Origin of the sequence: Streptomyces yerevanensis, assembly GCF_000716805.1 — a bacterium.
Taxonomy (GTDB): domain Bacteria; phylum Actinomycetota; class Actinomycetes; order Streptomycetales; family Streptomycetaceae; genus Streptomyces; species Streptomyces flaveus.
Genome location: NZ_JNWJ01000026.1, coordinates 54,201 through 68,033, shown reverse-complemented (window position 1 = coordinate 68,033; position 13,833 = coordinate 54,201). Strand labels below are relative to the sequence as shown.

At 69.9% G+C, this 13,833-nt stretch carries 11 protein-coding genes; 4 read left to right on the top strand and 7 right to left on the bottom strand.

The window, feature by feature from the left end; translation table 11 throughout:
• Nucleotides 1-125: 125 nt before the first annotated feature.
• Nucleotides 126-749 (bottom strand): TetR/AcrR family transcriptional regulator, encoded by a 624-nt coding sequence (locus OP79_RS26055; protein ID WP_033323398.1) that lies wholly within the window; start codon nucleotides 747-749, stop codon nucleotides 126-128.
• Nucleotides 750-927: 178 nt separating this feature from the next.
• Between OP79_RS26055 and OP79_RS26050 the strand changes: the two genes are divergently transcribed.
• From OP79_RS26050 to atzF, 4 genes are all read left to right on the top strand, one after another.
• The gene (locus OP79_RS26050) at nucleotides 928-1,752 is read left to right on the top strand and encodes an urea amidolyase associated protein UAAP1 (protein ID WP_033323396.1); all 825 of its coding nucleotides are present in this window, start codon (nucleotides 928-930) and stop codon (nucleotides 1,750-1,752) included.
• Nucleotides 1,749-2,360 (top strand): urea amidolyase associated protein UAAP2, encoded by a 612-nt coding sequence (locus tag OP79_RS26045; protein ID WP_033323394.1) that lies wholly within the window; start codon nucleotides 1,749-1,751, stop codon nucleotides 2,358-2,360. The genes OP79_RS26050 and OP79_RS26045 overlap by 4 nt, the downstream gene beginning before the upstream one ends.
• The gene (locus tag OP79_RS26040) at nucleotides 2,357-5,923 is read left to right on the top strand and encodes a 5-oxoprolinase/urea amidolyase family protein (RefSeq protein ID WP_033323392.1); all 3,567 of its coding nucleotides are present in this window, start codon (nucleotides 2,357-2,359) and stop codon (nucleotides 5,921-5,923) included. The genes OP79_RS26045 and OP79_RS26040 overlap by 4 nt, the downstream gene beginning before the upstream one ends.
• A 173-nt stretch (nucleotides 5,924-6,096) precedes the next feature.
• Nucleotides 6,097-7,764 carry an allophanate hydrolase gene (gene atzF, locus OP79_RS26035; protein ID WP_033323390.1) on the top strand — a complete coding sequence of 556 codons (1,668 nt, stop codon included), beginning with the start codon at nucleotides 6,097-6,099 and terminating at the stop codon, nucleotides 7,762-7,764.
• A gap of 37 nt (nucleotides 7,765-7,801) precedes the next feature.
• Here the strand turns inward: atzF and OP79_RS26030 are convergent, their stop codons facing one another.
• The 6 genes from OP79_RS26030 to OP79_RS26005 all read right to left on the bottom strand — a co-directional run bounded on the left by OP79_RS26030 (nucleotide 7,802) and on the right by OP79_RS26005 (nucleotide 13,818).
• Nucleotides 7,802-10,663, bottom strand: a complete 2,862-nt coding sequence (locus tag OP79_RS26030) for a DEAD/DEAH box helicase (RefSeq protein ID WP_033323388.1) — start codon at nucleotides 10,661-10,663, stop codon at nucleotides 7,802-7,804.
• 73 nt (nucleotides 10,664-10,736) lie between these two features.
• Nucleotides 10,737-11,702, bottom strand: a complete 966-nt coding sequence (gene tatC / locus OP79_RS26025; protein WP_033323387.1) for a twin-arginine translocase subunit TatC — start codon at nucleotides 11,700-11,702, stop codon at nucleotides 10,737-10,739.
• Between the two features lie 47 nt (nucleotides 11,703-11,749).
• Entirely contained in the window at nucleotides 11,750-12,031 is a 282-nt protein-coding gene (gene tatA / locus OP79_RS26020; protein WP_033323385.1) for a Sec-independent protein translocase subunit TatA, read from the bottom strand.
• A gap of 231 nt (nucleotides 12,032-12,262) precedes the next feature.
• Nucleotides 12,263-12,457 carry a hypothetical protein gene (locus OP79_RS26015; RefSeq protein ID WP_033323384.1) on the bottom strand — a complete coding sequence of 65 codons (195 nt, stop codon included), beginning with the start codon at nucleotides 12,455-12,457 and terminating at the stop codon, nucleotides 12,263-12,265.
• Between the two features lie 9 nt (nucleotides 12,458-12,466).
• Nucleotides 12,467-12,745: a hypothetical protein gene (locus OP79_RS26010; protein WP_033323382.1), complete on the bottom strand. Its 279-nt coding sequence runs from the start codon at nucleotides 12,743-12,745 to the stop codon at nucleotides 12,467-12,469.
• Nucleotides 12,746-12,756: 11 nt separating this feature from the next.
• Nucleotides 12,757-13,818, bottom strand: a complete 1,062-nt coding sequence (locus OP79_RS26005) for a helix-turn-helix transcriptional regulator (protein WP_078492012.1) — start codon at nucleotides 13,816-13,818, stop codon at nucleotides 12,757-12,759.
• Nucleotides 13,819-13,833 lie beyond the last annotated feature (15 nt).

Below are 13,833 nucleotides of genomic sequence, written 5' to 3'. Positions count from 1 at the left end.
AGGAGTACGCTCAGCCCCATTTATACGCTCAGGCACTATTCGAACACGATGCGTCACTGTGTACGAGTGCACGAAAACCCCTCATCAGAAGGGGTGAGGCCCGGCTCGCCGAGGCGAATTCCAGCTCAGATTCCCGCGATGCGCAGCGCCGCGTCCGCGGTGGCTTCGGCGAAGGCCGTCACGGGCCGGTCGGGGTCGGAGCGGTGGACCAGGATGACTCCCTCGATCAGCCCGAACACCAGGTCCGTCCGCAGATCCAGCTCACTCTTGGCGAGCGCGCCGCCCGCCTCGGTCGCGGCGAGCAACTGCCGGTAGGTGTCCTTGAGTTCGGCCCGTACGGCATGGAAGCCGGCGAAGCGTTCGGCGCGTACCTCGGGCAGCAGATAGAGCCCGCCGAGGTTGTGCGGACCGCCGCAGAGCAGCTCGACGTCCGTGCGGCACAGGTCCCACAACCTGCCCTCGGCCGGAGTCATGTCCTCGGCGAGGAGCTCCCGGGCGAAGGCCAGCGAGGGGGTGACGGTGGACTCCAGGAGCTCGGCGAGGAGCTCCTCCTTGCCGGAGACGTAGTGGTACATCGACGCCTGCCGCATGCCCGCCCGCTCGGCGACGGCCCGGGTGGTCGTGGCCGCGTACCCACGCGTCGTGAACAACTCCGCGGCGGCGGCGAGCAGTTCGTCACGTGGCGAGAGACCGCTGTCCGGTCGCCGCTCGGCCCGTGGCCTGCCCACTCGTCGTCCGCTGGTGCCCATGTCTTCGATCGTCGCACACGGCCCCGGACGACGATCTCGGTGAGACATCGGTAACGGAGCGGCAACGCCGGGGCAATGGCGCGGACTCGCCCGGCTCCTAATTTCTGTCGGGCGACAGAAATTGCGTACGGACATGACGTACGGACATGACCGCCCCTGCCGAGCCGGAGGTCCCGCAATGGCGACAGCGACCACGTACGGAGCCCGGGCGCACGCCCGCGCACAGGAAGGCGCCCGCGCCGAGGCGATGCCGGTCGTCCCGGCGAGCGCCTGGCCCGCGCCGCCCTGCGAGGCGGGCCATCTGGTGTGGGCGGAGACGGTGGCGGGCGGCAACTACACGCACAGGGTGCTGGCCCGCGGCACGGAGCTGCGGCTGACCGACCTCAGGGGCGATGCCTGCGCGCATCTCCTCCTGTTCGCCGCCGACCGCCCCTGGGAACGACTGAACGTCGCGGACACGGTCAAGATCCAGTGGAACGCCTACCTCGGCGAGGACCGGCTGCTCCTCTCCGACCAGGGCCGCGTGCTCGCCTCGGTGATCGCCGACACCTCCGGGCGGCACGACGCGCTGTGCGGCACCTCCACCCTCGTACGGAACACGGAGCGGTACGGGGACGGGACGCCGCAGTCCGCGTCTCCGGCAGGGCGTGAGCTGTTCAAACTGGCCGCCGCGAAGAACGGTCTCGCACCCCGGGATCTCCCTCCCTCCCTGTCCTTCTTCCAGGGCGTGGAGGTACGAGACGACGGCGCCCTCGACTTCACCGGCTCGGCCGGAGAGGGCGCGAGCGTGACGCTCCGGGCCGAGCAGGACGTCACGGTGCTGCTCGCCAATGTGCCCCACCCGGCCGACCCGCGAGCCGACTACACCAGCACCCCGCTGGAGGTGCTGGCCTGGCGCGCCGAGGCCACCGCACCCGGCGACCCGCTGTGGGAGGCCTCCCCCGAGGGCCGCCGAGCCTTCCTCAACACCGCCGAATTCCTTGCCGCGAGGGGGCTCGCATGACCGCCACCACGACCGTCGTCCCGGCCCGCTCCGCCTGGTCCGCCCTCGTGCGGACGGGCGAGACGCTCACCATCACCGACCTGCACGGCAACCAGGCCGTCGACTTCCTCGCGTACGACGCCCATGACACGGCCGTCCGCTACAGCGCGCCCGACACGATCCACGCCCAGGGCAACATCTTCCTGACCACCGGCAGTGTGCTCATGTCCAACGAGCACACCCCGCTGATGACCGTGGTCGAGGACGAGGTCGGCCGACACGACACGGTGGGCGGCGCCTGCTCCAAGGAGTCGAACACCCTGCGTTACGGCCACCACACCTGGTCGCAGCACGCGTGCGTCGACAACTTCCTCGCGGAGGGCGCGAGGTACGGCCTCGGGAAGCGCGATCTCGTCTCGAACATCAACTGGTACATGAACGTGCCGGTCGAGAAGGACGGCACCCTCGGCATCGTCGACGGTCTCTCCGCCCCGGGCCTGAAGCTGACGCTGCGCGCCGAGCGGGACGTACTCGTCCTGGTCTCCAACTGCCCGCAGATCAACAACCCTTGCAACGGCTTCGAGCCGACGGCCGTGGAGATGACCATCGGTGAGGCGGGCGCCCGATGAGCGAGGGAGGAACGTCCTTCGACACGCTCCTCGTAGCCAACCGGGGCGAGATCGCGGTCCGGATCATGCGTACGGCACGGGAGTTGGGCCTGCGTACGGTCGCGGTGTACTCCGACGCCGATCGCTCGGCACCTCATGTGCGCCTGGCCGACCAAGCCGTCCGGCTGGGCCCGGCACCCGCCAAGGAGTCGTATCTCGACGCCGATCTCGTCCTGAAGGCGGCGAAGGACACGGGTGCCGGAGCGATCCACCCGGGCTACGGCTTCCTCTCCGAGGACGCGGCGTTCGCGCGGCGCTGCGAGGAGGCGGGGATCGTGTTCGTGGGCCCGACGCCCGAGCAACTGGAGCTGTTCGGGGCGAAGCACACGGCCCGGGCGGCGGCTGAGGCGGCCGGGGTGCCGCTCGCTCCGGGCACGGGACTGCTCGCCTCGCTGGACGAGGCTCTGGTGGCCGCGGACCGCATCGGCTACCCGGTGATGCTCAAGGCCACGGGTGGCGGGGGCGGGATCGGTATGTCGGCATGTCGCGATGCCGATGAGTTGACCGATGCCTGGGACCGGGTGCAGCGCGTCGCCGCGGCCTCCTTCTCCCTGGCCGGGGTGTTCCTGGAGCGGCTCGTCGAGCAGGCCCGCCATGTCGAGGTGCAGGTCTTCGGCGACGGCGCGGGCCGCGTCGTCACCTTCGGCGACCGCGACTGCTCGCTCCAGCGCCGCAATCAGAAGGTGGTGGAGGAGGCTCCCGCACCCGGCCTCCCCGCCCACGTACGCGAACAACTGGCCTCCGCGGCTCGGGACTTGTGCGCCTCGGTCGACTACCGCTCGGCCGGAACCGTCGAGTTCGTGTACGACGCGGTGCGCGAGGAGGCGTACTTCCTGGAGGTCAACACCCGGCTCCAAGTGGAACATCCGGTCACCGAGGAGATCTATGGCGTCGACCTCGTCGCGTGGATGCTGCGTCTGGCGCGCGGGGACTTCGATGTCGTACGAGACCCTGGGGAGCCGCGCGGTCATGCCGTCGAGGCCCGCGTGTACGCCGAGGATCCTTCGCGTGAACACCGGCCCAGCGCGGGCCTGTTGACCCGGGTCGAATTTCCGTCTGGCGTACGCGTGGACGGCTGGGTCGAGACCGGCAGCGAGGTCACCACGTCGTACGACCCCATGCTCGCGAAGCTCGTCGCGTACGGCTCCGACCGTGCGCAGGCGCTCGCACGGCTGGACGAGGCGCTGGCCGGGACCCGGGTCGACGGCATCGAGACGAACCTGGGGCTGGTGCGGGCGGCGCTCGCGTCGGACGACTTCCGGAGGGCCTCACACTCGACGGCGACGCTCGCGGGCGTGAGCGACCCGACGTCGCGTATCGAGGTCGTCTCCGGCGGGACGCTGACGACGGTCCAGGACTGGCCGGGGCGGACCGGCTACTGGCAGGTGGGCGTGCCGCCGTGCGGGCCGATGGACGACCTGTCGTTCCGGCTCGGCAACCGCGCGCTGGGCAACGACGAGGGCGCACCCGGCCTCGAATGCACCTTGCGAGGACCGTCATTGAGGTTCACGCACACGACGACGGTGTGTGTCACGGGTGCTCCGGCGGCGGTGACGGTCGACGGCGGGGCGGTCGCGCAGTGGGAGCCGGTGACGGTACCGGCAGGGGGCGTACTGGAGATCGGCACTCCTGCCGAGCACGGCCTGCGGACGTACGTACTCTTCGCGGGCGGCCTGGATGTCCCGGCGTTCCTGGGGAGCGCCTCGACCTTCACGCTGGGCCGGTTCGGCGGCCACGGCGGGCGGGCGCTGCGGACCGGGGACGTGCTGCACGGGGGCGCGGTCGCGTCCTCGGGGGCGGTGGTGCCGGAGGGCGAGCGAAGCGAGATGGGGGTACCTCCCAGCGTTAGCTGGGGGAGGCCGGTGTTCGGCGCCGTATGGCATGTGGGCGCGCTCGAAGGCCCGCACGCCGCACCGGAGTTCTTCACCGAGCAGGACATCCACGACTTCTACGCGGCCGACTGGAAGGTGCACTTCAACTCGGCACGCACGGGCGTACGGCTGGTCGGTCCGAAGCCCCGCTGGGCCCGCACCGACGGCGGCGAGGCGGGCCTGCACCCCTCCAACATCCACGACACCCCATACTCGGTCGGCGCCGTCGACTACACGGGCGACATGCCGGTCCTGCTCGGTCCCGACGGCCCCTCGCTCGGCGGGTTCGTGTGCCCGGCGACAGTCCTCAGCGCGGAGCGCTGGAAGCTCGGCCAGCTGCGTCCCGGGGACACGGTGCGTTTCGTACCGGTGGACGGGGAAGGTGCGGCGCGGCCCGCGATCGTGGACGGTGGCGTGCTGGCGCGGGACGGCGACGTGACGTACCGCCGCAGCGGCGACGACCATCTGCTGGTCGAGTTCGGGCCCATGCAGCTGGACCTGGCGCTGCGCATGCGGGTGCACGCCCTGATGGAGGCGGTGGCAAAGGCCCGCATCGAGGGAGTCACCGACCTCACGCCGGGCATCCGCTCCCTCCAGATCCAGACGGATCCGCGCCGCCTGCCCCAGCATCAACTCCTCTCGTCCGTACGGTCGTTGGTGGCCACGCTGCCCTCGACGGACCAGCTGGTCGTGCCGTCCCGCACCGTCCACCTCCCCCTCTCCTGGGACGACCCGGCGACCCGCGAGGCGATCGCCCGCTATATGGCGGGCGTCCGCGACGACGCGCCCTGGTGCCCCTGGAACATCGAGTTCATCCGCCGGGTCAACGGCCTGGAATCGGTGGAGGACGTGTACCGGACGGTCTTCGACGCCGAGTACCTGGTCCTCGGCCTGGGCGATGTGTACCTGGGCGCCCCGGTGGCCACACCCCTGGACCCCCGCCACCGCCTGGTCACGACGAAGTACAACCCGGCCCGCACCTGGACCGCCGAGAACTCCGTCGGCATCGGCGGCGCGTACCTCTGCGTCTACGGGATGGAGGGCCCCGGCGGCTACCAGTTCGTCGGCCGCACGACCCAGGTCTGGTCCGGCTGGCAGCAACGCGGCGCCTTCGAACCCGGCTCCCCCTGGCTGCTGCGCTTCTTCGACCGCATCAAGTGGTACCCGGTGACCCCGGACGAACTGCTGGAACTACGGGCCGACATCATCTCGGGCCGCTTCGTGCCACAGATCGAGGAGGACGTCTTCTCACTCGCCGAGTACGAGGCGTTCCTGACCGAGAACGCCGACTCGATCGCCGAGTTCAGGACCCGCCAGGGCGCCGCCTTCGCGGCGGAACGGGACGCCTGGGAGGCATCGGGCGAGTTCACCAGGGCGGAGACCTCCTCAGCTCCAGCACCAGCACCGCCGGAGGTGACGGTCCCACCGGGCGGCCACCTGGTGGAGGCCGAATTCGCCGCGTCGGTCTGGCAGCTGAACGTCGCCCGGGGCGACGAGGTGACCATGGGCCAGCCGCTCCTCGCCCTGGAAGCCATGAAGATGGAGTCAAGGGTGCACGCACCGATGGACGGCGTGGTGACACAGATCCTCACCAAGCCGGGCGCCCAGGTGGAGGCGGGCACGGCCCTACTGGTACTCACGCCCACGAGCTGACACGCGCCTGGTGGTGTGTGAGCAGGCGTCCCGCCCGTCTGTGGGCAGGCTCCCGCCAGTCTGTAGGCAGGCATTCCGCCGGTCTGTGGGCAGTCGTTCCGCAGGGCGGAACGGGTGGGCACAGACCGGCCACCGGGCCGCAGTCGACAACGAAACCCCAGCAAGGAGCACAGATGTCGCCCTCCACCGTCACCCGAGTCCAATTGGCCTACGCCCGCATCAAGACGGTGGACCGCCCCGAGGTCTGGATCGACCTGCGCCCAATGGCGGAGGTCGAGACAGAGGCCCGCGAGATCGACGCACGGGTGGCCGCAGGCGAACACCTCCCCCTCGCAGGGCGACTGTTCGCAGCAAAGGGCAACATCGACGTAGCAGGCCTCCCCACAACCGCCGGCTGTCCTTCCTACGCGTACCAGCCGGAGGCAGACGCCCCGGCGGTCGCCCGCCTACGCGCGGCAGGTGCAATCGCCCTCGGCACCACGAACCTGGACCAGTTCGCCACAGGCCTCGTAGGCACCCGCTCCCCCCACGGCGCCGTGCGGGGCGCCATCGACCCGCAGAGAATCAGCGGCGGCTCCAGCTCCGGCTCAGCCGTAGCGGTAGCGCTCGGCATCGTCGACTTCGCGCTGGGCACGGACACCGCGGGCAGCGGCCGCGTCCCCGCCGCGTTCAACTCAATCGTCGGCCTGAAACCCACCCGAGGCCTCGTCCCCACGGAGGGCGTGGTCCCAGCCTGCGCATCCCTGGACTGCGTAACGGTCTTCGCGCGCACCCTCCCGGAGGCGGAACAGGCCCTCACTCACATGACCTCCCCACCCGCCCGAGAACTCCCCGCACTCCCCCAGCGCACCCCGGGCCCCTGGCGCATAGCCGTACCGCCCCGAGACCAGCTCGGCGAAATGGACGAGGGCTGGCCACAGGCATACGAGGCAGCCGTGACCCGACTACGGGCCGCAGGCGCCGAGCTGCGCACCATCGACCTCGCCCCCTTCACGGCGGCCGCCACGATGCTGTACGAGGGAGCCTTCGTGGCCGAGCGTTACACAGCCATAGGGAGCTTTGTCGACAAGTTGCTCTCCGAGGGCGGCGACGGCCTGGACCCCACGGTCGCCGGAATCATCACCCGCGCCCGGGACATCCCGGCCCACCAGCTCTTCGCCGACCAGGAGCGTCTGGCAGCCCTGCGCACCCGCGCACTGGAGTCACTGGGCGACGCGGACGCCCTGCTCCTGCCGACCGCGCCCGGCCATCCCACCCTCGCCGAGGTGGCCGCCGACCCGCTGGGCACGAACGCCCGCCTCGGCCGCTTCACCAACTCCACCAACCTCTTCGACCTGGCCGCCGTCGCCGTCCCTGCGGGCCAGGTGGCGGGGCTCCCCTTCGGCGTCATGCTGATCGGCCCCGCGTTCACCGACGAACGTCTCGTCCACATCGCCCGAACCCTGGAAGCGCTGCCCGTCCGCCTCGCCGTACTCGGCGCGCACCTGTCGGACCAGCCCCTGAACGGGCAACTCCTCGCGCTGGGCGCCCAGCTGGAACGTACGACGAAGACCGCACCCGTCTACCGGCTGCACGCCCTGGCCACCGACCCGCCCAAGCCGGGCCTGGTCCACGTCGGCGCCGACGGAGCCGCGATCGAGGCCGAGGTGTGGCAACTGCCCGCCGAGGGCCTCGGCCGCCTCACCGCCGCGCTGCCCCGGCCGATGACGCTGGGCCGGGTGACGCTGGCCGACGGCAGCGATGTACCGGGATTCCTGTGCGAGCCGGGCGCGCTCGACGATGCGCGGGACATCACGGAGTACGGGGGCTGGCGCGCGTACCTGGAGTCGCTCGGCGACTGATACGCGAACCGGCCGGTGCCGACGGACGAACGCCGGCTCACCCCACCGACGAGTAGGCGACGACCCCCCGCAGCATCCCGTCCACAGCCTTGCGCGCGTTCTTCGCCACGGTGGAGTCCTTGGTGCCGGAAACCGGTGCCGCCGCCGATATCTGGCCGAGTACGTCGATGACCTGCTTGCACCAGCGCACAAAGTCGCCGGCGGGCATCTCGGCCTCGCGGAGCACCTCGTCGAGTCCCTTGCCGGAGGCCCATTCGTACGCCGCCCAGGCGAAGCCCAGGTCCGGCTCGCGCTGACCGACGCCCTCGGTCTGGCTGATCCGGAAGTCCTCTTCCAGGGCGTCAAGGCGACCCCAGATGCGGACCATCTCACCGAGCGCGGCTTTGGCCTTGCCGGACGGCACCTTCGGTGCGAGAGCGTCGTCGCTGACCCGGGCCTCGAACACCAACGCCGAGGCGCACGCGGCCAGCTCGGCCGGCGCGAGGCCCTCCCAGACACCGGCGCGCAGGCACTCGCTGGCGAGCAGGTCCAGTTCTCCGTAGAGCCGGGCGAGCCGCTTGCCGTGCTCGGTGACCTCGTCGCCGCGCAGATAGTCGAGCTCGGTCAGGAGCGCGACGATGCGGTCGAAGGTACGGGCGATGGTGTTCGTCCGCCCCTCGATGCGCCGCTCCAGCTGCGAGGTGTCGCGCAGCAGCCGGTGGTAGCGCTCGGCCCAACGGGCGTGGTCCTCGCGGTCGTTGCACCCGTGGCAGGGGTGTGCGCGCAGTGCGGTGCGCAGCCGGGCGATCTCCCGGTCGTCGGCGGCATCGGCGCGCCGCTTGCGGTGCCGGTCGGGAACGATGTGCCCGGCCTTCGTGCGCAGCGCGGAGGCGAGATCGCGGCGCGACTGCGGCGAGCGCGGGTTGAACGACTTCGGGATGCGCATCCGCTCCAGCGCCTCGACGGGCACCGGGAAGTCGATCGACGCGAGCCGCTTGACCTGCCGCTCGGCGGTGAGGACCAGGGGCCGCGGCCCGTCGTGGTGCTCGAAGCCGCGGTGGCCGTTGGACCGCCCGGCGGGCAACCCGGGGTCCAGCACCAGCGCAAGCCCCGCGAACTTGCCGGTCGGCACATGGATCACATCGCCGGGCTTGAGCTTTTCCAGCGCCACGGCCGCTTCCGCTCGCCGCTGCGCCGCACCCTGCTTGGCCAGCTCGGTCTCGCGGTCCTTGAGTTCGCGACGCAGTCGCGCGTACTCGTCGAAGTCGCCCAGGTGGCAGGTCATGGAGGCCTTGTAGCCCTCAAGTCCCTCTTCGTTGCGCTGCACCTGGCGGGAGATCCCCACGACCGACTTGTCGGCCTGGAACTGTGCGAACGACGTCTCAAGGAGTTCGCGCGAGCGGTGCCGGCCGAACTGCTCGACGAGGTTCACCGCCATGTTGTACGACGGCTTGAAGCTGGAGCGCAGCGGGTACGTACGGGTGCCCGCGAGGCCTGCGAGGTGCTCCGGGCTCATGCCGCGCTGCCACAGCACGACGGCGTGGCCCTCGACATCGATGCCACGGCGGCCTGCGCGGCCGGTCAGCTGGGTGTACTCGCCGGGTGTGATGTCGGCGTGCTGCTCGCCGTTCCACTTGACGAGCTTCTCCAACACCACGGAACGGGCGGGCATGTTGATGCCGAGGGCGAGGGTCTCGGTGGCGAACACGGCCTTGACCAGCCCGCGTACGAACAGTTCCTCGACGACCTCCTTGAACGTCGGCAGCATGCCCGCATGGTGGGCCGCGATGCCGCGCTCCAGGCCTTCCAGCCACTCGTAGTAGCCCAGGACGTGCAGGTCCTCGGCCGGTATCGAGGACGTACGTCCCTCGACGAGGGCGCGGACCTTGTGCCGTGCCTCGTCGTCGTTCAGCCTGAGGCCCGCGTACAGGCACTGCTGGACGGCGGCCTCGCAGGCGGCGCGGCTGAAGATGAACGTGATGGCGGGCAGCAGCCCCTCGGAGTCGAGCCGCTCGATGACCTCGGGGCGGCCCGGTGTCCATACGCGCGATCTCTGCCGCCGCTCGCGCTCGCGGTCGGCCTCGCGCATGTTGCGGCCCCGTCTGCGGTCCTGGTAGGAGGGCCGGGTGGCCTCCATGCGGGCCAGACGGGTGAGGTCGGGGTTGACGGCCTTCTTGTGGCCCTCGCCCTCCTCGAAGAGGTCGTAGATGCGGCGTCCGGCGAGCACGTGCTGGAACAGCGGCACGGGGCGGTGCTCGGAGACGATCACCTCGGTGTCGCCGCGGACGGTGTCGAGCCAGTCGCCGAACTCCTCGGCGTTCGACACTGTCGCCGAGAGCGACACCAGGGTCACCGACTCGGGGAGGTGAATGATCACTTCCTCCCAGACGGCGCCGCGGAAGCGGTCGGAGAGGTAGTGCACCTCGTCCATGACGACGTGGCCGAGGCCGAGGAGGGTCTGCGAGCCCGCGTAGAGCATGTTGCGCAGCACCTCGGTGGTCATCACGACCACCGGGGCGTCGGAGTTGACGCTGTTGTCGCCGGTGAGCAGGCCGACCTTCTCGGCGCCGTAACGACGCGCCAGATCGGTGTACTTCTGGTTCGACAGTGCCTTGATGGGCGTGGTGTAGAAGCACTTCTTGCCCTGCTGGAGGGCGAGGTGGACGGCGAACTCGCCCACGATCGTCTTGCCCGAGCCGGTGGGCGCGGCCACCAGCACACCCTTGCCCGCTTCGAGTGCCTGACAGGCCTCGATCTGGAAGGGGTCGAGGCCGAAGTCGTACATCTCGCGGAAGGACGCGAGCGCCGTGGCCTGCTCGACAGCGCGCTGCCGCGCTGCCGCGTACCGCTCGGCCGGTGATAGATCCTCTGTCATCGTGCTTTCGAGCGTACCGTCAGCCACTGACAACAGGACGATCATTATCCGGATCCGACCCCGCACACCGGGAATCCACCCAGCTCAGGTACGCGGGGCCGGTCCCGGTGCGCGTCTGTCAGGTCACGTCGTCGTAGCCGTTGACCCGGTCCGGATCGCGCCGACGGTCGGAGTCCGGCTGCGCCGACAGGGCGCGGGTGGCCGAGACGGATTCGATCTCGCCGATGTCCTCGGGGGTGAGATCGAGTTCGGAGGCCTCGTCGTCTGCGGGCCCTTCCGCGTCACGCCGTGCCCGACGCCGATCGTTCAACAGGGCGATGCCGGTGGCGACGAAGTACAGCAGCGAGATCGGCACGGCGAGCGCCAGCATCGAGATCGGGTCGGTGCTGGGCGTGGCGATTGCGGCGAAGAGGGTGATACCCATGACCATGCCGCGCCACCAGCCGAGCATCTTCGAGCCCGAGACGACGCCTCCGAAGTTCAGCATGACCAGCAGCAGTGGCAGCTGGAAAGCCAGACCGAAGACGATGATCATGCGCTGGATGAGCTGGATCAGTTCATCCAGGGGCAGCTGGTTGTCGCTCCCGATGATGGAGAACTGGAGCATCACCTCCGCCATCTTCGGCAGCGACCAGTATGCGAAGTACGCGCCCAGCAGGAACAGCGGAAAACCCGTGCCAACAATGGCGAGCGAGTACTTCTTCTCGTGCTTGTGGAGACCAGGAGCGATGAAACCCCACAGCTGGTAAAGCCACACCGGCGTCGCGAGCACCACACCAGAAGTCAAGGAAACAGTCAGCGCCAGCGAGAACGGGCTGAGCAGGCCGTTCTGCACGATGCGCGCGCAGGTGCTGGTACCGGTTTCCTGCAACTCCTCGAAGCTCAGATCGCATCCCACGGCCTGAAGGATCGGATTCGTGAAGAACTGGATGATGTCCTTGTAGAACATGAGCGAGACGATCGTGGTGACGACGACCGCCAGCAGGCTCTTGGCGAGCCGGTTGCGGAGCTCGCGAAGGTGTTCCACGAGGGGCATCCGTCCCTCGGGATCCTTCTCTTCGTTCTTGCGGGCAGACTTCAGCAACCCACGTTCCCATCTCGTGCGGCGGGCCGGAGGTCACCGGCCCTGCGTCAGCGCTTGGTCGTGTCCGTCGGCTCGGCGACCGGGCGGGAGCTGGTCACGTCACCGGGAGCGGCCTGGATGGTGCGCTGAGCCGGAGTCTCGCCGTTCGGCGGGGCGGAAGCGGCGGTGGTGTCGTCCTGGCCCTCCGACTTCATCGCCTTGGCCTCACTCTTGAGGATGCGCGCGGACTTGCCGAGCGAGCGAGCCATGTCCGGAAGCTTCTTCGCGCCGAACAGCAGGATGACGACGACGAGGATGAGAATGATCTCGGTGGGGCCGAGGTTACCCATAGCTTTTACCTTCTTCACCGAGGCGACAGGAAGTCCTTGTGTCCGGCTGGTCGGACATCATCCGACCATCGGCTGTGGGCGATCGTAACCCGCAGGAGTAAACGTCAGGCAATGCCTGTGCATACTCCATGTTCGGCCAGCGCCTCGTCCCTGGGCCGCGCTCTTGAGCGTACCTGCCCCGGATGAGAAGTTGACAGGCCGGAATGACTCAAAGCGCCCGGCAGGAGCGGCTCACAGCGCATCGACAGAACGCGCCGCGGTCGCGGAGGCCCGTTCCAGGTCTTCTGCCGCGCGGCTGATCCGATGTGCCGAGTCCGTGACCTGCCTGCCCAGGCGCTCGGCTTCCAGGAAGACCCGTACAGCGAGGACGCCGAGCACGGCGATTCCCAGAAAACCCACAGCGATCGCGAGCATTGGCCAGAACATGCGCCGCCCCTAGACGGTTGAGTGCAGCCGCAGGGTCCGCACTCCCCCGCCGGTGAGGAGTTCCACGATCCGCTCACCGGCCGGCTTGCGCACCGCCGCCTCGCACTCGGGGCAGGTGAAGGAGTAGAAGGTCGTCTTCGGTGTGGCGCCGATCGCCAGGCGCAAGGCGTTCGCGGAGAGTTCGAAGTGGGCGCGGCAGTCGGGGCAGGCGGCCTTGAAGACCACGGGATCCACTCTCGTCATGCCCGAGAACGCGGACGTCACGGACATTCCCTGCGTATCAGACATCGCCGACCTGCTCACAGCCCTTGCTCCTGCCTGCCGTACAGCCCGTCCTGAACTCCGTGCGGCCCCTCAGTGACACTCCCCACCACGCCCTGTGGCACGTCGTACGCCGCGAGCGCCTCGCGTGCCGCCTGCCGGGCGCTGTCCGCGACCTCCCGCGGCGAGACGATCCGGCCGTCCCGCCCGAGCCGCAGCGCGAGGCGGCGCAGCGAGGCGGGATCGGAGGCACGCAGGGTGATACGCAGCCCGCCGTCCGGGAGTTCATCGGCACTGTCGTGCGGGTAGTACTCGGCGACCCAGCGCCCGCCCGGCCCGACCTCGACGACCACCTCGGGATCCTCGGCGGCGGGCTGCACCAGCCCCTCGGAGAGGTCCCGCAGTTCGACCTCGGGCGGCGCGGACGGCTCGTCCAGGATGCGGATCTCCGCGACCCGGTCGAGCCGGAAGGTGCGCCGCGCCTCGGAGCGGCGACACCAGGCCTCCACGTAGGTGTGGCCGACGCTGACCAGGCGGATCGGGTCGATCTCGCGCTCGCTGAGCTCATCGCGTCCGGGCGAGTAGTAGCGGATCCACAGCCGGCGCCGCTCGGAGATCGCCCGGTCGACGTCCGCGAAGACCCCGCCCTCCGACTCGAACGTCACCGACAACCGGGCGCTGGCACCCGCCGCCTCGCCCGCCGCGGCCTCCACCTTGGCGGTGGCCCGCAGCAGAGCCTGCCGGTCGCCCTCACGCAGCCCGGGCAGGGTGGACACGGCCCGGGCGGCCACCAGCAGCGCGGTCGCCTCGTCGGCGGCGATCCGCAGCGGCTCGGCCGCCTCCGCACCCAGGGCGCCCGGGTTGCGCCACCAGATCCGGTCACCGTCGGTGTCGATGTCCAGCAGATCGCCACCGCGGAAACTGGTCCCGCACAGCGGCAGCACATCGAGGTCGGAGATCAGCTCGTCCTCGGTGATCCCGAAGGCCCGGGCGACATCGCTGACGCGCGCACCGGGGCGCTCCCGCAGATACGTCACCAGGGACAGCATCCGCCGCGTCTGGTCGATGGCACTCACTGGCCTGACCGGTTTTCCCGCCACTTCTCCTACGCCCCC